Genomic DNA, 22224 nt, shown 5'->3' with positions numbered 1-22224 from the left:
AGAGATTATTTCTCCCATGCTAAAAGACTAAAGATTGCACGAAAAAGAGCCCGAAGGCTCTTTTTACTTTATGCTTTATTCTCCTTCAAAGGCATCCTTAATATGGTCAAAGAAGCCTTTTTTCTTTGGATTTACTTTTAAATCACCTGCAGCTGCGAATTCTTTCAAGGCTGCTTTTTGGCGGTCATTCAAACCTGTTGGGGTAACAACATTGACAGTAACGTATTGGTCACCAAGGGCACCTCCACGAAGGCTAGGCGCACCTTTACCACGTAGGCGGAATCGTTTACCAGTCTGAGTTCCTTCTGGAATGACTAATTCTACATCACCATGAACTGTAGGGATGTCTACTGTATCACCAAGTGCTGCTTGAACAAAATTGAGGTTCAAATTGTAGAAGATAGTAGTTCCTTCACGTTCAAACTTATCACTAGCTTCAACTGAAACCACCACGTACAAGTCACCGTATGGTCCACCGTTAAATCCTGCTTCACCCTGACCAGCTAGGCGAATCTGTTGACCTGTTTCCACACCAGCAGGGATTTTTACGTGTACGCTATGGGCTTGTTTTTCATGACCAGTTCCATGACAGGTTGTACATGGATCTTTGATTTCTTGACCACGGCCATGACAGACATCACAGGTTACTTGGCGACGCATCATACCGAGTGGTGTTTGGGTGTCCACATTGATCACACCTGAACCATGACAGCGTCCACAAGTAACTGGACTTGTTCCAGGTTTAGCACCAGACCCATTACAAGTACGACAGCTTGCTTCACGATTGTATTTGACTTCCTTTTCTGTACCAAAAATAGCTTCTTCAAAAGTCAAATGAACGCGATACTGGAGGTCGTCACCTTGACGAGGGGCGTTTGGATTACGTGATGCACCGCCACCACCAAAGAAGCTTGAGAAGATATCTTCAAATCCGCCAAAACCACCTGCTCCATCGAAGCCACCGAAACCGCCAGCACCACCAAAACCACCATTGGCACCCGCAGCACCGTATTGGTCATAGGCAGCACGTTTCTGTTCATCGCTCAAAGTTTCATAAGCTTCTTGAACTTCCTTGTACTTGTCCTCAGCTCCAGGATCCTTGTTGATATCTGGATGATATTTTTTAGATAATTTCCGATAGGCTTTCTTGATCTCATCTTGAGACGCATTTTTCGAAACGCCCAAACGGTCGTAAAATTCAGTATTGTTCATACAAGATACTAAGAGCGAACAGAAAGCGACTGAAATTTAGGAAACCGACAAGAAATCCTGATTTCTTAGGAGGTTTATCTAATTTCCAAGCTTTCCGCTCGAGTTCAATTCCCCGAACGCTCTTTGTTCCTTTCTATAATTTATAAGTAAATCTTTAGAGGCTGTTTTCTATACTCTGCTTCACTTGATCAAACTCTTGGTCCGATAGAGTAAATATCAAATCCTCTTCAGCATATTCGTTCTGTTCTTTAAAATAGTTGTCCGTATTCTCTGCCAACCCTAAACTTAGAATCACTTTCCTTGCAAACTCTTGGTGCGCAAAGCCTATAGCCGTAATGATTTGTTTATCTCGCACAAGAACTTTTGGCTGGAAATTTTCACGTGGAAGAAATTCAAAATAGTCAAAGAAGTTTTGCCAAATTCCGCCTGTAAATTTCGTGTCCTTCAACAAGCCTGCTTTCGCCAATAAAAGGGGCGCTGAAGAAATGGCTGCAATGAGGATATCTTGCTCACCAAGGTCCCTCAAAAACGAAATCAATTTCTCATCGCGTAGAGCAGGACCTATATTTACCATTCCTGGCAAAATGATACAAGAATAATCTTCTAGGTTTATTTGATCCAGTGTTTTGGTCGGTTGACAGGGCAAACCATCCTCAGAGACCACCATCGAGTGATCTGAAGCGACATAATCAATCGTGACGTCAAAAGACAGAGCTAAAGTACTTGTTAAAGCGGTTATCTCATAGAGAGAAAAATTAGGATAAATGATACAAAGTACTTTTTTCATACGTAACATCCTCTATTTTACCGAAAAACAGAGGCTGGGTTGCAACCTCTGGATTTCTTCCTATCATTTGCTAGTTAGGCGTTTAGGCAAGGCGCCATAGCGATTGCCGTAGAATGACAATCATTAGAGTGAACAGTCATTATTAACGCCTCGCTCCCCGATTTTCAAGCTCGGGATAAAATAGTCCACTGGACTATTTTATTTTTCCGTAAACTCTCCGTCTACGACGTCATCGCCTGCGTTTCCTGTTGCTTGTGCGCCTTCTGCTCCTGCTTGAGCTTGTTGTGCTGCTGCGGCTTGTTCGTAGAGTTTCACAGCAAGTCCTTGAGCTTTTTCGTTCAATGCTTCAAGTTTTGCTTTCATGTCATCCAAGTTGTTGTCTTCTTGAGCTTTCTTAAGCTCATCAAGAGCAGCTTGAGCAGCGTCACGTTCTGCGTCGAAGCCTTTACCTTCAGTTTCCTTGATTGTCTTTTCAGTCGCAAAGATAGCTTGGTCTACTTCGTTACGAAGATCAACTTCTTCTTTACGTTTCTTATCTGCTTCAGCGTTAGCTTCTGCATCTTTCATCATGCGGTCGATTTCTTCGTCTGTCAAACCTGAGTTAGATTGGATAACAATTGTTTGTTCTTTTTGAGTTCCAAGATCTTTGGCCTTAACAGATACGATACCGTTCTTATCGATGTCAAATGTAACTTCGATTTGTGGGATACCACGAGGTGCAGCTGGGATATCAGTCAATTGGAAGCGTCCAAGAGTCTTGTTATCTGCCGCCATTGGGCGTTCACCTTGAAGAACGTGGATATCAACGGCTGGTTGGTTGTCTGCTGCAGTTGAGAAGACTTGTGATTTAGATGTTGGAATAGTAGTGTTGCGGTCGATGAGTTTTGTAAATACTCCACCCATTGTTTCGATACCAAGTGACAATGGTGTTACGTCAAGAAGGACAACGTCTTTGACATCACCAGTGATGACACCACCTTGGATGGCAGCACCCATAGCAACTACTTCATCAGGGTTAACTGATTTGTTTGGTTCTTTACCAGTTTCAGCCTTAACAGCTTCTACAACGGCTGGGATACGAGTTGAACCACCAACAAGGATAACTTCGTCGATTTCTGACAAACTTAAACCTGCATCTGAAAGAGCTTGACGAACTGGAACTTTTGTACGTTCTACAAGGTCACGAGTCAAATCGTCAAATTTGGCACGAGTCAAGGTCATTTCCAAGTGAAGAGGTCCAGCTTCACCAGCAGTGATGAACGGCAAGCTGATTTGAGTTGAAGTCACACCAGAAAGGTCTTTCTTCGCTTTTTCAGCTGCGTCTTTCAAACGTTGAAGCGCCATCTTGTCTGTTGACAAGTCGATGCCGTTTTCTTTCTTGAATTCTGCTACCAAGTGGTCGATGATTTTTTGGTCAAAGTCGTCACCACCGAGTTTGTTATCCCCTGCAGTTGCCAATACATCAAAGACACCATCACCTAATTCAAGGATAGATACGTCGAATGTACCACCACCAAGGTCGAATACCAAGATTTTTTCTTCTTTGTCAGTCTTGTCCAAACCGTATGCAAGGGCTGCTGCAGTTGGTTCGTTGACGATACGTTCTACTTCAAGACCAGCAATTTTACCAGCGTCTTTAGTTGCTTGACGTTGAGCATCGTTAAAGTAAGCTGGAACTGTGATAACTGCTTTAGTTACTTTTTCACCAAGGTATTCTTCAGCATAACCTTTCAAGTATTGAAGAATCATAGCTGAGATTTCTTGTGGAGTGTATTCTTTACCGTTAGCAGAAACTTTTTCAGAAGTACCCATCTTAGATTTGATAGAGATGACTGTATCTGGGTTTGTTACTGCTTGACGTTTTGCTGCGTCACCAACGATGATTTCACCATTTTTGAATGAAACTACAGATGGAGTTGTGCGGTTTCCTTCTGGGTTTGCGATGATTTTGCTTTCAGTTCCTTCAAGAACTGCTACTGCTGAGTTTGTTGTACCTAAGTCAATACCGATAATTTTAGACATGTGTTTTTCTCCTTAAATTTATCTTCTTTTTTTCTTTTTGATGCTCTTCTTAAGTGGCGACGCCGTCAGAGCTTGACTTCGTCAATCTCTTTGACTAAACTTTGAGCCTCAGGTCTAAAAGTTTGCGAAAATACCGCCACGGCGAAGAATATCGCCTTTGGTTCGCTTCGCTCACTATTGGCAAAGCTGAACCATTTTTATCTTTCTTTCATAGTTTAGTGTCATTTCGGACAAGGTTTTTATTATGAATGTTACGACACGAGGAGTCGAAATCGATATTATTTCGACGACGAGTTAGTAAGGAGGCTAGGCAAACGCCATAGCGATTGCCGTTTTCTGACGAGTTGCTTTAGCTACCGTCAGAATTGCCTAGTTATAAACCACTACCATAGCCGGTCTTAAGATACGGTCATGGAGTTTGTAGCCTTTTTGGAAGACTTGTGCGATGGTGTCTGCTGGATGTTCGTCATCCGCTGGGACTGTTTGAATGGCCATGTGGTAGTTATGGTCAAATTCACCATCTGCTGGAATTTCTTCAATTCCTTCTTCTTTCAGAGCATGTACCAAACTTTCTTGAACCATTTCCAAGCCCTTCTTCACATCATCTGTCAATCCTTCAACGGCAAGGGCACGTTCGAGGTTATCCAGTGATGGCAAGATTGCTTTTGCCAAATCTTGGCTGCGATAGCGTTGCAAGAGTTGACGTTCTTCATTGGCACGGCGCTGAATGTTTTGCATTTCTGCATGAGCTCGAAGATATTTGTTTTCAAATTCTTCGGCACGTTCATTTGCCAAGTCCAATTCAGACTTCTCAGAAGTTGTTTCTTCAGCTGTTTCCACAACTTCCTCTTCTTTTACTTCTTCATTTTTAATATCTTGGGCCATTTTCGCCTCCTTTAATGATTTCAATCTTAATTCACTTCATAGTGATTGCTGCTGAGATAGCGGTAAAAATCCGTCAACTTCATAGTTAGAACTCGATTGACAACATTGAGTTGATTAACCAATTGTTGATAATTCAAATTGACTGGACCAATAATCGCAAGAATTCCAAATCCACGATAGGGAATCAGGAACTTACTGCTAATCACTGCTAGGTCAGCAAGACAAGATTCTTGGCTATCCGCAACTCGGACACTTTGCATCTGGTCGCCAATCAGATTCTCTCGAATTTCCAAAGCTACTTTTTGTGGCTGATCAAAAAACTGATAAGCTGCTAGATTTGCGAAATTCAAAAGATTGACTTTGCCAGAAACCACGATATTTTCATTGAACATTTCTTTGAAGATATGTTCAACGAGGTCCATGACGTTATCCGTTGTTGTAAAGTAACGTTGGATAATCTGCGGAATCTCTGTCCGAATCTTGTAGTGAATATCCAAAACAGTCTGATCCAGGAAACGTTCTTGAATCATGGTCTTGAGGCGGTTCAAATCCTCCTGCAAGAAATTTCTCGGAATCAAAAACTGACTGGTAACTGTTCTAGACTCATCAAGCGTAAAAACAGCAAGAGCTGTGTGTTGTCCGAGAACAACGATGTCAAAAGCTGTTAGCTTCTGCCTACTTGGTTCTACATCCAGTGCTACAACCGTACAACCACTCAAGTCTGTCAAGATTCTCGTTGCCTCTTGAAGAATATCCTCAAGCTTGAAGAATTCTTGATCAAATGCTTTTACAATCTCATAAACTTGATTTTCAGCTAAACGGTCGAAGGATAAGGAGTGTTTGACATAGTATTGAAATCCAGCCACACTCGGCATCCGACCACTGGAAGTATGTGCCTTTTCAAGCAAACCTTGCTTTTCTAGAGCTGCCATGTCATTTCGAATGGTAGCACTACTAGAGTTGATAGACTCTTGCAAGGCCTTAGATCCAACAGGTTCGTGCGTTTTGGTAAAGATGTCAATAATCAGATTTAAAATACTCTGCTGACGTTCCGTAACCATCTCGTCACTCCTCTCTGATAGATCTTTTTAGCACTCGTAACCTCCAAGTGCTAACTTATGATTCTATTATACACCCTTAGAAAAGAATGTCAAGACAAAAACTCAAAAAATTAGCACTCTTTTACCAAGAGTGCTAAAAATCAGTCTGAGGACCTAGAAAATTATCTTACATTCTCAAGATATTTCTTTTTAAGTCTATAAAAACTATAGATTAGGTAAGAAATCACGAGGGCATAAAGGGCAAAAATAAGGAAGAAAGACTGAGAGAGACTTTCGCGAAACAGACTCATACAAACAACAAGACCACCAGAGATAGAAACTGTAGATGTACGAAGTCTAGATTTCACATCAGCCCATCGAAGACGATTGTCCATGAAAGATTGATCATTTGAATCTACATCACAAGTTGCTTTTCGAAAAACAGAATAAGAACAATTTTCCACAAATTCCCATCCTCTATCCTTAATACTTTGTAAATCCACCTCATTTTTTCTAAGGTAGCTAGTATTCCACACACGGTAAACTACATCATCTGGTCGGCATTGTTCAAAATAGAAAAAGCCAAAACGATTCGATTTAAATTTCCAACCTTTCAAATGCATCTCATGCAAATAATCTTCTACCTTATCCAAATCAAAAATGGTAAACATTCGAAATTGTACTTTGCTATTCATTGTCTGACCTCCAAATTAGAAAACATGCTTGATTTTATTTATCGGATAATTCTTTCCATTTTTGAAACAATCTCCAACAAATATAAGAAATCTGAATCGAAAAAACTATCAATAAAGTACAGTCTACGCTAACAATCAAAAACATTCCCCAACTGAAAGAACCTCTTCCACTGAGTAACTTTGAGAAAACCGGTAGTAGCGCTGAAAAGAGAAGCAAGACAGGAAGCATCCGCATTATTAAAATGCGCTTGACCATAGCTAACTTCCCGGCCGCATCATTATAAATTTCAAACTCGGCATCTGATTCAATTCGATAATAAGGTTTTCTAAAATAGGAAAAACCATTAAAGTCTGTAATATGCTCCCACCCACAATCTTTAAATAGTTGTAAATAGGAAGCTCTCTCTGATTTTTTCATAGGATAAAAGTCCAACTGATAAACCACCTGCTCCGGTTGGCACTTTTCAAATGTATACTTAACCGCAACTACTAAGTTAGAATAACTTACTTCCTTAAGTTTCCAGCCCTGAGCATGCATTTCTCTGAGATAGAGTGCCTCTCTATCATAATCCGCAATGGTACAAATCCTATAAACAACTTTCTTTTCCATCAAAGCTCCTCCCGACTGTTTCTATAGAGCCGTTCAATACGTTTCAACTCAATCTCTAAAACTTTTCTTCCTAAGTCTGTTATCTGATAGATTTTACGTTTTTCCTCTTCTCGGACAAAGGAAATCAAACCATCCTTTTCCATCTTCGATAGGGTTCCATACATAGTCCCAGGACTAATCGAAACCTGTGAATCTGTCATTTCTTTGACCTTTTGCGTAATACCATAGCCATGGTTCTCCTTTTGCAGACAAAACAGAATATAAAATCCCGTTTCAGTCATGGGAAGGTAAACCCGCCTAATCTTATCTGTTAATTCCATTTAATCAGACCTCCTATTTAGTTCGATATATCGCACTTCGTTATATAAAATATATCACACCTCGATATAAAATACAAGAAAAAAAGATCGTCCTCACGGACAATCTTTCTGATTTATTATTAGTATAGATCTAGGTAGTTATCAATTTCCCATTGTGAGACAAAGGTTGCATAGCTCGCCCACTCGATGCGTTTAGCTTCAAGGAAGCTAGTGTAGATGTGTTCACCTAGAGCTGCTTTAACCACTTCGTCTTCTGTCAAAGCCTTCAAAGCGTTGTGAAGAGTTGATGGAAGGTCAGTAATGCCAGCCTCTTTACGCTCTTCTGCAGTCATGATGTAGATGTTTTCCTCGATTGGTGCTGGTGCTTCAATTTTGTTTTCGATACCGTTCAAACCAACTTCTAAAAGAACAGCCATAGCAATATATGGGTTCGCCATTGGGTCCACTGAACGCAACTCCAAACGTGTTCCCATTCCGCGTGATGCTGGTACGCGGACAAGTGGTGAACGGTTACGGCCAGCCCAAGCGATGTAAACAGGGGCTTCGTAGCCTGGAACCAAACGTTTGTATGAGTTAACGGTTGGGTTCATGATAGCTGTATAGTTGTAGGCATGTTTGATCAAACCACCAAGGAAGTAGTAAGCAGTTTCTGACAATTGCATTCCTTTTGGATCATTTGGATCAAAGAAGGCATTGTTTCCTTCAGCATCAAACAAGGACATATTACAGTGCATACCTGAACCAGCGATACCAAATTTTGGTTTAGCCATAAAGGTTGCATAGAGACCATGTTTACGGGCAATTGTTTTTACAACTAGTTTAAAGATTTGAATCTTATCACAAGCGCGAAGAACTTCATCGTACTTAAAGTCAATCTCATGTTGGCCTACAGCAACTTCGTGGTGACTTGCTTCAACTTCAAATCCCATTTTGGTCAAGACGTTAACAATCTCACGACGAGTGTTGTCAGCAAGGTCTGTAGGCGCCAAATCAAAGTAACCACCCTTGTCATTTACCTCAAGAGTTGGATCTCCATTTTCATCAAGCTTAAATAGGAAGAATTCTGGCTCTGGTCCAAGGTTGAAAGATTTGAATCCAACTTCTTCCATGTGACGAAGAGCACGTTTGAGGTTTCCACGAGGATCTCCTGCAAATGGTTCCCCTTCTGTTGTATAGACATCACAGATCAATCCTGCGACACTACCGTTCTCATCTCCCCAAGGAAAGACTGTCCAAGTGTCCAGGTCAGGGTATAGGTACATATCTGATTCGTTGATACGAACAAACCCTTCAATAGAAGATCCATCAAACATAGCCTTGTTTGACAAGACCTTGTCTAGTTGTTCATCTGTAGCAGGAATTTCGACGTTTTTCATAGTTCCCAAAATATCTGAAAACATGAGACGGATAAAGGTTACATTTTTTTCCTTAACTTCACGACGAATATCTGCAGCTGTGATTGGCATGGTTTTTCTCCTTATATATGACGACTTGCGGTTGCCTAACCGCGACCAAAAGGTGATTGTTGAGAAGCAAAGCGACTTTGTTGGAGAACTTCATTCCGAAGGGCTCTTCGTACTTCAGTTTGACTCACTGGTTTTTTAGACTTCGCCTCACGTTCAGCATATTTTTTCTTGATGGCAGCAATATTCAGACCTTCAGAGATATAATCTTTAATCTCAAGCAATCGATCCATGTCATTCAAAGAATACATACGACGATTGCCCTCGTTACGATCAGGCTTAATCAACTCCTGGTCTTCATAGTAACGAATCTGGCGCGCCGAAAGATCGGTCAACTTCATAACACTACCAATAGGGAAAACTGCCATATTGCGACGAAATTCTTTTTCCTTCATGTACACTTCCTTCTTTCTGTCTATTATAGTCTAAAAAAATTCAATCGTCAATCAATAATGTTATATCTTGTAACATTATTTTTCTTTTTTCTCTAAAATACTTCGTAAACGATCAATATCGTAATTTACAAGAATTGCCACAAAAACACCCATAAATGTTTCAAAAACTCGGGCAAACACGTACAAAACTGTCTCCCCGCTTGGAATTGATAAGGTAATAATCAACATAGCCGCAACTCCACCGATAACACCTGCTTTATTGTTCATAGCAACATTTGTCATAATGGTTAACATGGTGCAAATTGGAACAACAAGGAGGGTTGCCCAGAAGGCGCCGTGAAAAAGATTATTTAAGAGAAAGAAAATCAGGGCATAAAAACCACCGATACTATTTCCGAGAATACGAGAAGTACCAAAATGGACACTCTTATCAAAATCTTCTCTTAAACTAAAAACTGCAGTCAAGGCCCCAATCTGCAGTCCTTTCCAACCAAAAAAACCAAAAATCATGAGGACCAAAAAAACAGCGATTCCTGTCTTGAAAGTTCGCATCCCTAACTTAAACTTGGATTTGTCAAATCTATACTTTTTAAAATAACTCATCATTTCAACTTTCTATTTCCATTTTACCATAAATTTACCTATTTTTGAGAAGGGGATGCAATAAACTGATGGAAATAGAAAAGAGAAGGAACTTAATCCTTCTCTATCTGATGATTCCACATTCTCTTTTTAGAACAAATATATGAAAGCCAAAGTCAAGAGACTAGCGAATAAGCCCACTCCCCAGAAGAAGAAGTCGACCTTCCACTCACTCCAAGATTGGCCTTTTCCAGAAAAGCCCCCCAACTCAAAATGATGGTGAACTGGTGTCATACGGAAGATACGTTTTCCTCCAGTCAACTTAAAGTAGGTGACTTGCATCATAACAGATGTTGTTTCAAAAACATATACAATCCCAATCAAGAGCAAGGTCCATTCTTGGTGCAGTGCCATGGAAATAGCAGCCAACATACCTCCAAGGGCTAGGCTACCTACATCTCCCATGAAAACTTTAGCAGGCTTGTGGTTAAAGACAAAGAAGCCAAGAAGACCACCAATCATTGCTACAATCACTAGTAAGATATCGAGCTGATTTTGCACATAGGCAATCACTCCATAGGCAGATAGGCTAATCACCACAGAAATACTTGCCAAGCCATCGATTCCGTCAGTCAGGTTAACTGCGTTTGAAAAACCAACTAACCAGAAGAGGGCAAAGAGAATATACAGAACACCTAAATGCAAGGGATAACCAAATACATTTAAGATATCTCCACCTCTTTCATAGAAGAAATAGAAGATAACTCCTCCGACCAACTGAAGCAAGAGCTTCTGTTTAGGATTAAGTCCTTCATTGATTTTGCGGAAAACCTTGAGGAAATCATCCAAGAAACCAACCAAACCATATAAGACCAGGATGAAGAGGATCATTCCAACATTATTGGTTAATTGATTAGTCACGAGAGCAAGAACCAGACTAACTAAAACTCCTGCTAGGAGAAAGACAAGTCCCCCCATTGTTGGTGTCCCGGCTTTTGCTTGGTGTTGTTTGACATCTTCATGCATCTGTTGACCGGTAATCTGTGCTTTATGGTAAAAACGGATAAAGGCTGGAATTCCTATGACTGTTAGAATAAAGGCAATCACTCCAGCAAAGATAGAAATAAGCATTCTAATCTCCTAATGTTATTTTTATTTTCTGTAAATCTTTTAAAGCTGTATTGGCACGAACACTTTGCTTTTTAACAGTTTCTCCTGTGCCTTCAAACTCAACTTGGATATTCAGCCATTTGGCAAAGGTTTCAACATTTTTCTTAGACCATCCATATAAGTCAGGCATCTCTTCTACCTTATCTGAAAGGAGTAAGATTTGCTGATTGGCGTCTAGATTGGTTCCTTCTGCTACAGAGCTTTCTTTGATTTTTGTTCCTGAACCGATAACAATTGGTTGTACAAGGTTACGACGGAGTTCTTCAGCTAGATCTCCAGGGCTATAATCCTTCATTTCTGGCATGGCATAACTAGTTGTAGATGTTACCTGATCCAAGTTTTTGGCTGTTGATTGAAGATTGAGTGTATCTTTCATTGCTGAAGCTCTTTCCAGAATAGGGTTGGCAAATTCTCCTAACTGTATTCCTGAGTAATGTTCTGGCTGTTGAACGGTCACATAGAGGATGAAATCTGGATTTTCAGCTGGGTGCATAGAGACAACTGAGAAAATATAGTTGGTTGAACCTTTTAGATATCCTCCATTTTGTTCATCCGCAATCTGGGCAGTCCCTGATTTCAATGCCACATTATAGCCAGGAACGTTGATTGTCCCTTTTCCTGTACTATGATTGTACATTGTACCATAGGTAGGATCTGTACCAACCATCACCATGTGATCTCGAGTCAGGCTAGCTGCTTCCTTGGACACAGGATTTCCCACAACTTCCTTTTGTGACTTACGTACTGTTTGATCATTTGGATCATAAAGGGCACTGATAAATTTAGGCTCCAACATAACCCCATCATTGGCAATAGCCGTAAAGGCACGAAGCATCTGGGTTTGCGTAACAGAAATCCCTTGACCAAAGGAACTCATGGCAATATTAACGATATTATCTTCAGGGAGTTGACCAGCATACTCTTCACTCATCCCAAACCGAGTCGGAACTCCAAATTTGAAACGATTGAGATAGTCTAACCAAGTAGCATCACCCATTTTCTGCTCAAGGAGAGTCATACCGATGTTACTAGAGTGAGCAAAACCTTGCGAGAAGGTCATCATTCCACCACTAGTCAGACCTTCATTGACATCCCAGTCTTTGATGGTAGCATCCGCCACCTTCAGTTCACTACTGTTGAAATATTCTCCTCCAGGGAAGGTATTGTTATCTATAGCTGCTGCTAAGGTCATGACCTTCATGGTTGAACCTGGTTCATAGTTACTTTGGTAAAGGATATCACGCCAGACAAAGTCCTCTGTAATCCCTTCTTTGGTATCAGCATCAAAGGTCGGCCTTTGAGTCGTGGCCAGAATTTCTCCTGTCTTGGCGCTAACCAAGGTCGCAGTCATGTACTTGCCTTTCACTTTTTCCTGGAAGGCATCCATTTGGCTTTCCATAAAGGATTGCAAAGGACTAGATATTGTCGTGTAGACATCTTTTCCATCTACGGTTTGTTGAGTGACTTGTTCCGTACCTGGAACGATATTCCCCAAACGATCCTTTTCATAGGTAATAATACCATCTGTCCCTGCTAACAATCTATTCAAGGAGCTTTCAATACCAGATGTTCCAATAAGGCTCTTTGAACCATCTTCATTTTCATGAAGCTGGGCTAGACCAATGAAGGATGAAGCAAATTTCCCATTTGGATAACTTCGATTGGGGCTTGTGGTAAAATCCACTCCCTCAACCTTGGCAGCTTCTAGATCCTTTTTTATGGACATCATATTTGCGTAGGTAATCCCATTTCCTTTAGTACCAAAGGAAACCTGTTTGAGATTGGGTTGAGAGAGTTGATCTTTGACGTAGGTCTCCTCCATATCCAAATACTTATGGAAAATTTCGGCTACCTTATTGTACTGAGATTCCTCAACATATAGAATATCTCCATTCGCAGACTTATAATCCTTATCAATGACCGCATAAACATTGTAGGAGGTTGCATCTTCTGCAATCGGAGTTCCATTACGATCATAAATGGTTCCCCTCTTAGCAGGGACTGTTCGAGTTGTTTGATGAACCTTATAAGCTTCTTTGACCAGGTCAACACCAAACTTCTTTCCCGTACCAATAATCACCGCAAAGTTAACCAAAAAAACAGCAAAGAGAATGACAGCCAAGAGACTAAGGCTTTTTCCAACTCGTCTGCGGTTTTCTAGAGGAGTTCTGCGATTCTTAATGGCAAAGTGTACTATTTTTTCTTTCCATGTTTTCATATATTACTCCGCCGATCGGATATTTCCATTGTTTAATTGCAAGTCTTGCGAATCCGCGACACCCGCCAGACGTTCTGAGCGAATCAATTCATTGACTTCTTGCTTAGCGTCGTCCAGCTCCGTCTTTTTCTCCTCAATCTGTCTGTTGACAGTTGTCAAATCACTTTGAACTTGTAGGAGCTTGGTTTGCATATAGACCACACTGATGGCTAAGACAAGGGCTGTAATGGCAATCGAAAGGTAAAAGGCCTTCTCAACACGTGAAAATCTCTTGATACGAGCTTGCAGTAATTGGCTCGTTGTTTCTCTTTTTTCTACCATTTTATCCCCTTACTTATGAATTTTTCGAGCTACTCGTAACTTGGCTGAGTGGGAACGATTATTGGCCTCCAACTCCTCCTTGCTTGGTAGAATCGGTTTGCGAGAGACTAATTCCATCTTAGGCTTAAGATCATCTGGAATGAATGGCAAGCCTTTTGGAACCTCTACAGTCGAAGCTTCCTTGAACAATTGCTTGGTCAAGCGATCTTCCAGCGAATGAAAGGTAATGACTGAGATTCTTCCGTCCACTGCTAGTAATTCCATAGCTTGTTGGATGGACTCATCTGCAGCTCCTAATTCATCATTAACCTCAATACGGATGGCTTGGAAAATTTGCTTGGCAGGATGACCTTTTTTCTTGAGTTCCTTGGCAGGCTTAGCAGACTTGATAATCTCAGCCAATTCCGTTGTCGTCTCAATCGGCTTCACCTCACGCGCCTGTTCAATCTTCCGAGCGATCTGTTTGGAAAACTTGTCTTCTCCATACTTGAAAAAGATTCGCACCAGGTCATGATAGTCATAATGATTGACAACCTCATAAGCTGTCAGACTAGCTTCCTGGTTCATCCGCATATCCAGTGGCGCATCCTTCTTATAAGAAAAACCTCGCTCACGTTGATCCAATTGCGGGCTCGAAACTCCCAAGTCATAACAAATGCCATCAATTTCTTCTACACCCGCTTCCTGCAAACGTGCTTGCAAATGACGGAAGTTGTCCTTGATGAAGGTAACCATTCCTTTTTCGATGTAAGGAGCCAGACGTTTTTGGGCATTGTCAATGGCATTCTGGTCCTGATCAAAGGCATAGAGATGCCCCTTTTCACTTAATTTACTTAATAAATACTCGCTATGGCCTGCTCCACCCAAGGTTGCATCAACGTAAACACCATCAGGTTTTACATCAAGCATATCAATGGTTTCATGGAGCATGACCGTTACATGATGAAATTCTTTAGTCATATCTTATCTATTTTACCACAATTCTGACTAGCTTGCACTCGCTAAAGCAAAAACCTTTCCTTGTTACTTTATCACTTGTATTCAGCAGGCGACTCTGCTACCTGAGCTAGTTCTATACGCTCTTGAGGATTCAAGTGTTGGCGAACAGCCTCTGCGACTGCTCTTGGTATACCAACTGCGACAATCTCATCCACGCTGGCTTCCTTGATTTTAGTCAGAGATTTAAAATATTTCATTAAATTCTGCTTGCGTTTAGGCCCCAATCCTTCAATACCATCTAGCTGAGACGAGAAGGAGTTTTTAGAACGAAGCTGACGGTGGAAGGTGATGGCAAAACGGTGTACCTCATCCTGAATGCGTTGCAGGAGAAAGAACTCCTGAGAATTACGAGACAGCTCTACCACCTCAAGCGGATCGCCAAAGAGCAATTCATGGGTTTGGTGCTTGTCATTCTTTTGCAGACCTGCAATGGGAATATCTAACCCTAACTCTTCTTGAATGACCTGCTTGGCAATATTAACCTGACCTTGGCCACCATCAATGACAATCAAATCTGGCGGGGTCAAGCCATCACGTTGAACTCGACAATAGCGTCTGCGGATAACCTCTCGCATACTTGCATAGTCATCTGGTCCAACAACTGTCTTAATCTTATACTTGCGGTAATCCTTCTTGCTCGGTTTCCCGTTAACAAAAACAACCATGGCAGAAACAGGACTAGTCCCCATGATATTGGAATTGTCAAAAGACTCGATACGGACTGGAGTTGGAATTTGTAAGAGTCGTCCCAAGTTTTCAATGGCCCCTTGAGTCTTTTCGACAGATTTTTCTAACAAATTGAACTTCTGCTCTAGACTGACTCGAGCATTCTTTATAGCCAGATTAACCAGTTGTTTTTTCTCCCCACGTTGGGGCTTGAGAATTTTGGTATCCACCAAAGCCTTAACGGCCTCTTCATCAATATCCTGAGGAATCAAAATTTCATTGGGAACCAGATGAGATTTTTCTTGATAAAACTGCCCAACATAGGTCAGAAAATCTTCATCTGGATCATTGTAGTAAGGAAAAAGGTTGACATCGCGCTCAATGAGCTTACCTTGGCGGACAAAGAATACCTGAACGCACATCCAACCCTTATCTACATAGTAGCCGAAGACATCACGATTTTGGAGGTCCTTAGCCATAACACGTTGCTTGGTCCGAAGGGTTCCAATGGCCTGAATCAAATCACGATATTCCGCCGCGCGTTCAAATTCCATACTCTGAGCTGCCACATTCATCTTTTCCTTGAGGTCATCGATGATTTTGTCATCCTGGCCCTTAAGAAAATCAGAGACTTCTTGCGCCATGGCTTTGAAAAAAGCCTCGTCTTTCTTACAAATGGTGTGAGCCACGCACTGGCCGATATGGTAATAAAAACAGACCTTAGACGGTGAATTAGTACACTTACGAAAAGGAAAAATCCGATCCAGAAGTCGCTTGATTTCATTGGCCGCCCCCACATCAGGATAGGGTCCAAAATAAAGACCTCCGTCTTTTTTGACCTGACGAGTGATAATCAGGCGAGGATAGCGCTCATTGGTAATTTTGATGAAAGGATAGGACTTATCGTCCTTGAGCATAATATTGTACTTGGGCTTGTTTTCCTTAATCAGGTTGATTTCCAGAAGGAGAGCCTCAATATTAGACTCCGTGACAATAAACTCAAAATCTACAATTTCAGACACCAAGGCTTCTGTTTTGGTATCATGGCTCCCACGGAAATATGATCGCACACGATTGCGCAGATTTTTAGCCTTCCCAACATAGATGATTGTGCCGTTTTTGTCCTTGTGAATGTAACAACCAGGGCTGGTCGGCAAGAGCTCCAGTTTTGATTTAATCAAGTTATTCATAGTTCCATTATAGCAAAAAGCTCCCCTCATTGCTTACATCAGGGAGCTCTATTTTTCGTTTGAAAATCACCTATTCTCCAGACTCATATAGTTCTTGAACTGCTTGAACATCTTGAGCCTGAATACCATAATAAGAACCTGCTGGCTGCATGACTGACACTTCATTAGTATGTTCCAAGCCAATGGCATGTCCTAACTCATGCTCTGCTGTATGCAAGATACGATCATAGGTATAGCCATAGCTTGGATTAGATAGATAATAATGATTCAAACGAACTGTTACCGAAGTAAATTGTTTAGTAAGGAGATTTGTCTGACTCTCCGCCTCACCGGCAACAGATGTGGAACCATCATTCATTTCAGTCGCAAAAATAGTTGCTTGGTCAGGTTCTGTCACAACTACAAAATTAAAAGCACCGGTCTGATTCCAATTGGTAATAGCCTCAGCGTAGGCCTTTTGGAAGGTTGCATCCATTTGGGGATCGATATAAATTGTCGCCTGCGCTTGGGGCCATTTTACTCCTGAATCTTGATGATGATCAGTCTGAGACAAGCCTTGCAACTTACCAGTTTCTTGCCATTGATGCCAACCTGCTTGACCAACTTGAACAAGTTGCCCCGCTTGATTGAAGATACCAGATAAATCTCCCGTCACATACCAGAGAATCCCTAAAGCAATGAGAATTAAGACTACAAGAGTCCACACAAGGCGCCAGAACATGCGCCAAATCCCTAGTAACAATCGACATAGAACACGAATAATCCAGAACATGATTTCCCGCCTTTCTAAAAAAAATAAGAACCCATCTTTAAGCCATGGATTCCCATTCTAAAGATAGATTCCTTATTTTACTTGAGTAAGCTGAAAGAAAACTAAAACTAAGACAAGCGTTCTTCCAAAACAAAATCAATTGGCAAGGTAGCCAAAAACCGTTCCAATTGTTTTTCCCAATAATACCACTCATGGGTCCCTGCACTGTGGCTATAGGTCACATCAAAACCAAGTTTCTTGAGATTCTTCACTGCTAGATTATTGGCAGCATACAAGAAATCTTGTTCACCACACCAAGCCCAGAGTTTGGTCTTCTTGTCTGATTTGTTAGCAAGAGTTTCAAGTGAGTAAGGACTAGTTTCCCAGTTATCAAGCTTACCAAAAACACCTCGCCAGTAAGCAAGCGACCCAAGATTTTGACTTTCTGGAGAAAACTCTTCGAAACTGAGAGCACCAGAAAGACTAGCTGCATGTGAGAAACGGTTAGTTGATAGGGCCAATTTGAAGGAACCGTAGCCTCCCATTGATAGACCAGCGATAAAAGTCTTTTCACGCTTGCTAGACATATTAGGGAAGAAGCGTTTGAGCACTTTAGGCAGTTCTTCTGCTAGAGCTGTATAGTAGTTATAGCCATACTGAGTATCTGTGTACCAGCCATTACTTGTATTTGGCATGACAACAATTAGATTGGTCCCTCGCACCAAGCGCTCTACATTGGTCCGTTTGAGCCAGCTATTATGATTCCCTGACATCCCATGTAAGAGATAGAGGACAGGAATATCTGTAGAATCTGGCTCCTCAACCCGAGACGCATCTGGGTAGAGAACATTCACTCCCCACTCCATATCTAAAACTTCTGAGTAATACTCAATCTTCATTACTGCCATAACTTGCTCCTTATTCGTTTAAGATAAGAAAAAGCCGAAACTCGACTTTCTCTTGCTATTTGATCCTATTTTGCTTCCATGACTACTGGTAAGATAGCTGGGCGACGCTTGGTTTGGTCAAAGAGGAACTTAGCCAAATGATCACGTACCTTACCTTTGAGTTCAGCCCAATCAAAATCTTCACCTTGGAGGTAATCTTCTACTGTTTGATTGACTAACTCTGTACTTTCGCGCAAGATATCACGACTCTTCTTGAGATAGACAAATCCACGCGTGTGCACTCGAGCTTTAGCAATGATTTTTTTCTCACGACGGTTAACAGTGATAGCCACGATGAAAATACCATCTTCTGACAAGACCTTACGGTCACGAAGGACGACATTCCCAACATCCCCGATAGCATTCCCATCAATCAAGACATCGCCTGCTGTCACTGCACCAGATGGAACAAAGTCCCCATGCTCATAAGACATGGTTGTTCCTTTTTTAGGGATGAAAATCCGTTCCGGCAACATACCAACTGCCATAGCCGCCTTAGCATGGGCATCCAACTCACGGTATTCTCCTTGGATCGGGAAGAGATATTTAGGTTGCAAGAGATTGATCATCAATTGCAAATCACGCGCATTCCCATGGCCTGAGACACGTAAGCTATGAGTAATTGGCTTGACAACTCCACCCGCTTGGTAAACCATATTTTCTACACGTGCCATCACCGCTTCCTTGGCGATTGATGGCGTTGTAACGATATAAACTAGGTCACCTTCTTTGATTTCAACATAACGGTGACGACCGATAGACATCTTGCGTAGGCCGTTAATGGGTTCACCCATACGTCCAGTTTCAAGGATGATCAATTCGTGATCTTCAAAACGAGACATATCTTTTGGTTTAATCAAAAGATTTTCACTTGCTAGAGACAATTTTTTCAAGCGAATCGCTGTACGGACGATATTTTCAATGTCAAATCCTGTCAAGACAACACGGCGTCCAGTCTCCGCAGCTGCATCAAAAACTTGCTGGATACGAGAAAGGTTACTTGCAACTGCAGCAACGATGATACGTCTATCCCAGTCAGAAATGGTTTGCGTGATTTCTACACCAACTTCATTTTCACTAGCTACTTGGATATTGCTATCTGCATTTGCTGAGTCACTAAGCAAAGCCAAGACCCCTTCGCGACCAATCTCTGCCAAACGCCCAAAGTCAGTGGCGTAAGATTCACTAGCCGTTTGGTCAAACTTGAAATCCCCTGTATAGACGATGTTTCCTTCAGATGTTTTCAAGACCACACCCAAACTTTCTGGAATAGAGTGGGTTGTACGGAAGAAGGATACTACCGTTCCACCAAAATCAATCTCTGTATTTTCATCAATGACATGGAAATCATCAAATTTCTTGACGCTGTCATTTCCCTTAACAAAGAGTTTGGCCAGTTCGATAGTCAACTCTGAGCCAAATACAGGAACCTTAGCTTCTGCCAAGAGATAAGGGAGGGCGCCAATCGCATCCGCATGCCCGTGTGTTAGGAAGACCCCAGCAATACGGTCACTATTTTCAAACAAATAGTCCATGTTGGGAATAACGACATCGACACCCAACTGTTCATTTTCAGGGTATTTCAAACCTGCATCTAATACAAAAATCGAGTCGTTAATTTCTGCGATGTACATGTTTTTACCATTTTCACGCACACCACCAAGTGTTGTTAATTTAATAGTATTCATTTTTCCTCCGAATAGTCACTTCAACTGTTTGTAGAGCTTTAAAAGCTCTCTTTTTCTGAAAGTCCAATTCACTTTCAGCCGAATCTTTTCCATTCATTATACCATTTTTTTACTAATTTTCAAAATGAATCTTACAGATAATCGTACTTCAACTATCTCTTTCCTATCATTCTTACAGATACTGGAGGAGAGTTTGCTGGTAAAAAACAGGAATGACCTGCACCCTAAATGTTAGATTTTTCTTGGCTGCTGGTCAGCATTATATGACTTTAATAATGAATGAGCACTTATACCCTTTCTACTTCAGCAAATCAAAAACAAGTGAACGGCATGTTAGCAGAGGCTTTCAAAATTGACCAATCCGAGTATACTATCTCTCATAGCTACCAAGGACGGGAATAACACCCTGATTTTTATCATCAATTTTTTAATAACAAGTATTCTTATAAATAAAAAGGACACGATGATTCTCTTCTTTAGTGCTTGGAAATGGGATCTCGTTCTAAGGCTATGGGAAAATGTTTAAGGCCCTGAACCAAATGTGATATGAAATTGTAAACAATATTGATTATTATAGTGGATTAAAATAAGATATGAACAAAGAAATTAGGAAAGTCAAATGAATTTCTATAAATGTTTTAGAATCCGTAGCCTACTATTCTAGGTTCAATCCACTATACTTAAATACTCAATGAAAATCAAAGAGCAAACTAGGAAGCTAGCCGCAGGTTGCTCAAAACACCGTTTTGAGGTTGTGGATAGAACTGACGAAGTTAGCTCAAAACACTGTTTTGAGGTTGTAGATGGAACTGACGTAGTCAGTATCCTACATATACAGTAAGGCGACGCTGACGTGGTTTGAAGAGATTTTCGAAGAGTATAAAATCAAACTAAAAGGACTCAGCCCTGTGCAAGACAGAACTAAATCCTTCGCTTGAATTATTTGTGTAACTTTTTGAAATCGATATAAATCAATCCTAAACTTACAATTTTTTATTTTCCAAGGTAGTATTCAGAAACTACGTTCAATTTTTCGTCGAATTCGAATACCAATGGTGGGAAGTTAGGGATTTCTACATCCATGATTTCGTCGTCTGACAATTGTTTGATGTGTTTTACAAGAGCACGGATTGAGTTACCGTGTGCTCCTACGAATACGTTTTTACCATCTTTAAGAGCTGGAGCGATTTTATCTTCCCAGAATGGAAGAGCACGTTCCAAAGTCACTTTCAAGTTTTCAGCATCTGGGATAACTGAGTCGTCAAGTGAAGCATAACGACGGTCTGTGTGAGCTGAATATTCGTCATCACGAGGCATTGCAGGAGGCAACACATCGTATGAACGGCGCCAGATGTGAACTTGCTCATCACCAAATTGTTCAGCTGCTTCAGCTTTGTTTTTACCAGTCAAACCACCGTAGTGACGTTCGTTCAAGCGCCATGATTTTTCAACTGGAACCCACAATTGGTCAGATGCTTCAAGAGCCAAGTTAGTTGTTTTGATCGCACGTTTCAATACTGAAGTGTAAGCTTGGTCAAATTCGATACCAGCTTCTTTGATCAATTTACCAGCGTCAATCGCTTGTTGTGTTCCTTTTTCAGACAAATCAACATCAGCCCAACCAGTGAAAAGGTTAGCTTTGTTCCATTCAGACTCACCGTGGCGAGCAAAAACCAATTTTACCATTTGATGGATACTCCTTTTATTTTCCGAGGTTTCCCTCGTTTATCTATTCTATTTTACACAATTTTTCACAAAAAAGCTAGTCAAAATCGATTTAAAAGAGAAGAGGTGACCTCCCCTTCTCTCAATAAACAACTATTCTTGAACTTGAAATTGTTTCAAGCTTGTCAGGAATAGGGCACCACCGATGACAATGACAATGCCACCAATCCAGCCTAAAAATGGAATCAATCCGACTACAGAACCTACGATTAACAAAACAGATGGTGCCATTGACATGCGCTTATCATCCTTATAGTAGATTAGAGAGAGAATTCCAAGAATGAGAGTTGCGATTTTTACTAAGGTAAAAACAATGAAGATAATCGCTAAAACTACTCCTGCAAAATCTTCATTCGCAAAAATAGATGCAACCATTAATATTACGACTGGCAAAATTGCCAAGAGCGAGCCTGCAATAGTCCCAATAATTCCAGAAATTTGCGCTAGTGTTTTTGTTTTCATAAATGTCTCCTTCAAATTGTAATAATTGTTATTCTACCATATTTTAGGTTAAATTCAAAGCTCTTCCAAGTAGACC

The 22224-nt window shown here is 41.0% G+C and carries 22 protein-coding genes; 1 reads left to right on the top strand and 21 read right to left on the bottom strand.

Going from position 1 to position 22224, the window contains the following annotated elements:
• Nucleotides 1-75 precede the first annotated feature (75 nt).
• The 19 genes from dnaJ to RRU92_RS04475 all read right to left on the bottom strand — a co-directional run bounded on the left by dnaJ (nucleotide 76) and on the right by RRU92_RS04475 (nucleotide 19961).
• Complete coding sequence (dnaJ, locus tag RRU92_RS04565) at nucleotides 76-1212, bottom strand: molecular chaperone DnaJ (RefSeq protein WP_049530135.1); 1137 nt, start codon at nucleotides 1210-1212, stop codon at nucleotides 76-78.
• A gap of 154 nt (nucleotides 1213-1366) precedes the next feature.
• Nucleotides 1367-1999 carry a DJ-1/PfpI family protein gene (locus RRU92_RS04560; RefSeq protein ID WP_315640782.1) on the bottom strand — a complete coding sequence of 211 codons (633 nt, stop codon included), beginning with the start codon at nucleotides 1997-1999 and terminating at the stop codon, nucleotides 1367-1369.
• 198 nt (nucleotides 2000-2197) lie between these two features.
• A complete protein-coding gene (gene dnaK, locus RRU92_RS04555; protein WP_315640781.1) occupies nucleotides 2198-4021 on the bottom strand; it encodes a molecular chaperone DnaK in 1824 nt (607 codons plus the stop codon).
• A gap of 369 nt (nucleotides 4022-4390) precedes the next feature.
• Complete coding sequence (gene grpE / locus RRU92_RS04550; RefSeq protein ID WP_153225699.1) at nucleotides 4391-4906, bottom strand: nucleotide exchange factor GrpE; 516 nt, start codon at nucleotides 4904-4906, stop codon at nucleotides 4391-4393.
• A 26-nt stretch (nucleotides 4907-4932) separates the two neighbouring features.
• Nucleotides 4933-5967: a heat-inducible transcriptional repressor HrcA gene (gene hrcA, locus RRU92_RS04545; protein WP_153225698.1), complete on the bottom strand. Its 1035-nt coding sequence runs from the start codon at nucleotides 5965-5967 to the stop codon at nucleotides 4933-4935.
• 161 nt (nucleotides 5968-6128) lie between these two features.
• Complete coding sequence (locus RRU92_RS04540; protein WP_153225697.1) at nucleotides 6129-6641, bottom strand: DUF2812 domain-containing protein; 513 nt, start codon at nucleotides 6639-6641, stop codon at nucleotides 6129-6131.
• A 34-nt stretch (nucleotides 6642-6675) separates the two neighbouring features.
• The gene (locus RRU92_RS04535; protein WP_153225696.1) at nucleotides 6676-7251 is read right to left on the bottom strand and encodes a DUF2812 domain-containing protein; all 576 of its coding nucleotides are present in this window, start codon (nucleotides 7249-7251) and stop codon (nucleotides 6676-6678) included.
• Nucleotides 7251-7571, bottom strand: coding sequence for a PadR family transcriptional regulator (locus tag RRU92_RS04530; RefSeq protein ID WP_049508281.1), 321 nt, complete (start codon nucleotides 7569-7571; stop codon nucleotides 7251-7253). Before RRU92_RS04530 ends, RRU92_RS04535 begins: the two co-directional genes overlap by 1 nt.
• A gap of 119 nt (nucleotides 7572-7690) precedes the next feature.
• Nucleotides 7691-9037 (bottom strand): type I glutamate--ammonia ligase, encoded by a 1347-nt coding sequence (glnA, locus tag RRU92_RS04525; RefSeq protein ID WP_045763630.1) that lies wholly within the window; start codon nucleotides 9035-9037, stop codon nucleotides 7691-7693.
• Between the two features lie 35 nt (nucleotides 9038-9072).
• A complete protein-coding gene (gene glnR, locus RRU92_RS04520; RefSeq protein ID WP_000659543.1) occupies nucleotides 9073-9429 on the bottom strand; it encodes a transcriptional repressor GlnR in 357 nt (118 codons plus the stop codon).
• 75 nt (nucleotides 9430-9504) lie between these two features.
• The gene (locus tag RRU92_RS04515; protein ID WP_153225695.1) at nucleotides 9505-10032 is read right to left on the bottom strand and encodes an FUSC family protein; all 528 of its coding nucleotides are present in this window, start codon (nucleotides 10030-10032) and stop codon (nucleotides 9505-9507) included.
• 129 nt (nucleotides 10033-10161) lie between these two features.
• Nucleotides 10162-11142: a phospho-N-acetylmuramoyl-pentapeptide-transferase gene (gene mraY / locus RRU92_RS04510; RefSeq protein ID WP_153225694.1), complete on the bottom strand. Its 981-nt coding sequence runs from the start codon at nucleotides 11140-11142 to the stop codon at nucleotides 10162-10164.
• A gap of 1 nt (nucleotide 11143) precedes the next feature.
• Entirely contained in the window at nucleotides 11144-13399 is a 2256-nt protein-coding gene (pbp2X, locus tag RRU92_RS04505; protein ID WP_315640777.1) for a penicillin-binding protein PBP2X, read from the bottom strand.
• A gap of 3 nt (nucleotides 13400-13402) precedes the next feature.
• Nucleotides 13403-13720, bottom strand: a complete 318-nt coding sequence (gene ftsL, locus RRU92_RS04500) for a cell division protein FtsL (protein WP_075231548.1) — start codon at nucleotides 13718-13720, stop codon at nucleotides 13403-13405.
• 9 nt (nucleotides 13721-13729) lie between these two features.
• Nucleotides 13730-14680 (bottom strand): 16S rRNA (cytosine(1402)-N(4))-methyltransferase RsmH, encoded by a 951-nt coding sequence (gene rsmH, locus RRU92_RS04495; protein WP_315640775.1) that lies wholly within the window; start codon nucleotides 14678-14680, stop codon nucleotides 13730-13732.
• A gap of 71 nt (nucleotides 14681-14751) precedes the next feature.
• Nucleotides 14752-16575 (bottom strand): excinuclease ABC subunit UvrC, encoded by a 1824-nt coding sequence (gene uvrC / locus RRU92_RS04490; protein ID WP_315640773.1) that lies wholly within the window; start codon nucleotides 16573-16575, stop codon nucleotides 14752-14754.
• Nucleotides 16576-16645: 70 nt separating this feature from the next.
• Nucleotides 16646-17347 (bottom strand): M57 family metalloprotease, encoded by a 702-nt coding sequence (locus RRU92_RS04485; RefSeq protein WP_248034730.1) that lies wholly within the window; start codon nucleotides 17345-17347, stop codon nucleotides 16646-16648.
• A gap of 107 nt (nucleotides 17348-17454) precedes the next feature.
• Complete coding sequence (locus tag RRU92_RS04480) at nucleotides 17455-18234, bottom strand: alpha/beta hydrolase (RefSeq protein WP_075231552.1); 780 nt, start codon at nucleotides 18232-18234, stop codon at nucleotides 17455-17457.
• Nucleotides 18235-18299: 65 nt separating this feature from the next.
• Nucleotides 18300-19961 carry a ribonuclease J gene (locus tag RRU92_RS04475; RefSeq protein ID WP_315640771.1) on the bottom strand — a complete coding sequence of 554 codons (1662 nt, stop codon included), beginning with the start codon at nucleotides 19959-19961 and terminating at the stop codon, nucleotides 18300-18302.
• A gap of 691 nt (nucleotides 19962-20652) precedes the next feature.
• On the opposite strand from RRU92_RS04475, the gene RRU92_RS04470 reads away from it, so the two are divergent.
• Entirely contained in the window at nucleotides 20653-20802 is a 150-nt protein-coding gene (locus tag RRU92_RS04470; protein ID WP_315640770.1) for a hypothetical protein, read from the top strand.
• A 152-nt stretch (nucleotides 20803-20954) separates the two neighbouring features.
• Here RRU92_RS04470 and RRU92_RS04465 read toward each other — a convergent pair whose 3' ends face one another.
• Nucleotides 20955-21647, bottom strand: a complete 693-nt coding sequence (locus tag RRU92_RS04465) for a phosphoglycerate mutase (RefSeq protein ID WP_070458655.1) — start codon at nucleotides 21645-21647, stop codon at nucleotides 20955-20957.
• A 132-nt stretch (nucleotides 21648-21779) separates the two neighbouring features.
• Nucleotides 21780-22148 carry a hypothetical protein gene (locus RRU92_RS04460; protein ID WP_315640769.1) on the bottom strand — a complete coding sequence of 123 codons (369 nt, stop codon included), beginning with the start codon at nucleotides 22146-22148 and terminating at the stop codon, nucleotides 21780-21782.
• Between the last annotated feature and the right edge of the window lie 76 nt (nucleotides 22149-22224).

It is taken from the genome of Streptococcus sp. DTU_2020_1001019_1_SI_AUS_MUR_006 (assembly GCF_032340315.1).
Lineage (GTDB): Bacteria > Bacillota > Bacilli > Lactobacillales > Streptococcaceae > Streptococcus.
This window is presented reverse-complemented; position numbering and strand designations above follow the sequence as displayed.

Bases quoted from the DNA above. Each gene is read 5' to 3' on its own strand.
- dnaJ (WP_049530135.1), bottom strand. From the start codon at position 1,212: ATGAACAATACTGAATTTTACGACCGTTTGGGCGTTTCGAAAAATGCG.
- RRU92_RS04560 (WP_315640782.1), bottom strand. From the start codon at position 1,999: ATGAAAAAAGTACTTTGTATCATTTATCCTAATTTTTCTCTCTATGAG.
- dnaK (WP_315640781.1), bottom strand. From the start codon at position 4,021: ATGTCTAAAATTATCGGTATTGACTTAGGTACAACAAACTCAGCAGTA.
- grpE (WP_153225699.1), bottom strand. From the start codon at position 4,906: ATGGCCCAAGATATTAAAAATGAAGAAGTAAAAGAAGAGGAAGTTGTG.
- hrcA (WP_153225698.1), bottom strand. From the start codon at position 5,967: ATGGTTACGGAACGTCAGCAGAGTATTTTAAATCTGATTATTGACATC.
- RRU92_RS04540 (WP_153225697.1), bottom strand. From the start codon at position 6,641: ATGAATAGCAAAGTACAATTTCGAATGTTTACCATTTTTGATTTGGAT.
- RRU92_RS04535 (WP_153225696.1), bottom strand. From the start codon at position 7,251: ATGGAAAAGAAAGTTGTTTATAGGATTTGTACCATTGCGGATTATGAT.
- RRU92_RS04530 (WP_049508281.1), bottom strand. From the start codon at position 7,571: ATGGAATTAACAGATAAGATTAGGCGGGTTTACCTTCCCATGACTGAA.
- glnA (WP_045763630.1), bottom strand. From the start codon at position 9,037: ATGCCAATCACAGCTGCAGATATTCGTCGTGAAGTTAAGGAAAAAAAT.
- glnR (WP_000659543.1), bottom strand. From the start codon at position 9,429: ATGAAGGAAAAAGAATTTCGTCGCAATATGGCAGTTTTCCCTATTGGT.
- RRU92_RS04515 (WP_153225695.1), bottom strand. From the start codon at position 10,032: ATGAGTTATTTTAAAAAGTATAGATTTGACAAATCCAAGTTTAAGTTA.
- mraY (WP_153225694.1), bottom strand. From the start codon at position 11,142: ATGCTTATTTCTATCTTTGCTGGAGTGATTGCCTTTATTCTAACAGTC.
- pbp2X (WP_315640777.1), bottom strand. From the start codon at position 13,399: ATGAAAACATGGAAAGAAAAAATAGTACACTTTGCCATTAAGAATCGC.
- ftsL (WP_075231548.1), bottom strand. From the start codon at position 13,720: ATGGTAGAAAAAAGAGAAACAACGAGCCAATTACTGCAAGCTCGTATC.
- rsmH (WP_315640775.1), bottom strand. From the start codon at position 14,680: ATGACTAAAGAATTTCATCATGTAACGGTCATGCTCCATGAAACCATT.
- uvrC (WP_315640773.1), bottom strand. From the start codon at position 16,575: ATGAATAACTTGATTAAATCAAAACTGGAGCTCTTGCCGACCAGCCCT.
- RRU92_RS04485 (WP_248034730.1), bottom strand. From the start codon at position 17,347: ATGTTCTGGATTATTCGTGTTCTATGTCGATTGTTACTAGGGATTTGG.
- RRU92_RS04480 (WP_075231552.1), bottom strand. From the start codon at position 18,234: ATGGCAGTAATGAAGATTGAGTATTACTCAGAAGTTTTAGATATGGAG.
- RRU92_RS04475 (WP_315640771.1), bottom strand. From the start codon at position 19,961: ATGAATACTATTAAATTAACAACACTTGGTGGTGTGCGTGAAAATGGT.
- RRU92_RS04470 (WP_315640770.1), top strand. From the start codon at position 20,653: ATGAAAATCAAAGAGCAAACTAGGAAGCTAGCCGCAGGTTGCTCAAAA.
- RRU92_RS04465 (WP_070458655.1), bottom strand. From the start codon at position 21,647: ATGGTAAAATTGGTTTTTGCTCGCCACGGTGAGTCTGAATGGAACAAA.
- RRU92_RS04460 (WP_315640769.1), bottom strand. From the start codon at position 22,148: ATGAAAACAAAAACACTAGCGCAAATTTCTGGAATTATTGGGACTATT.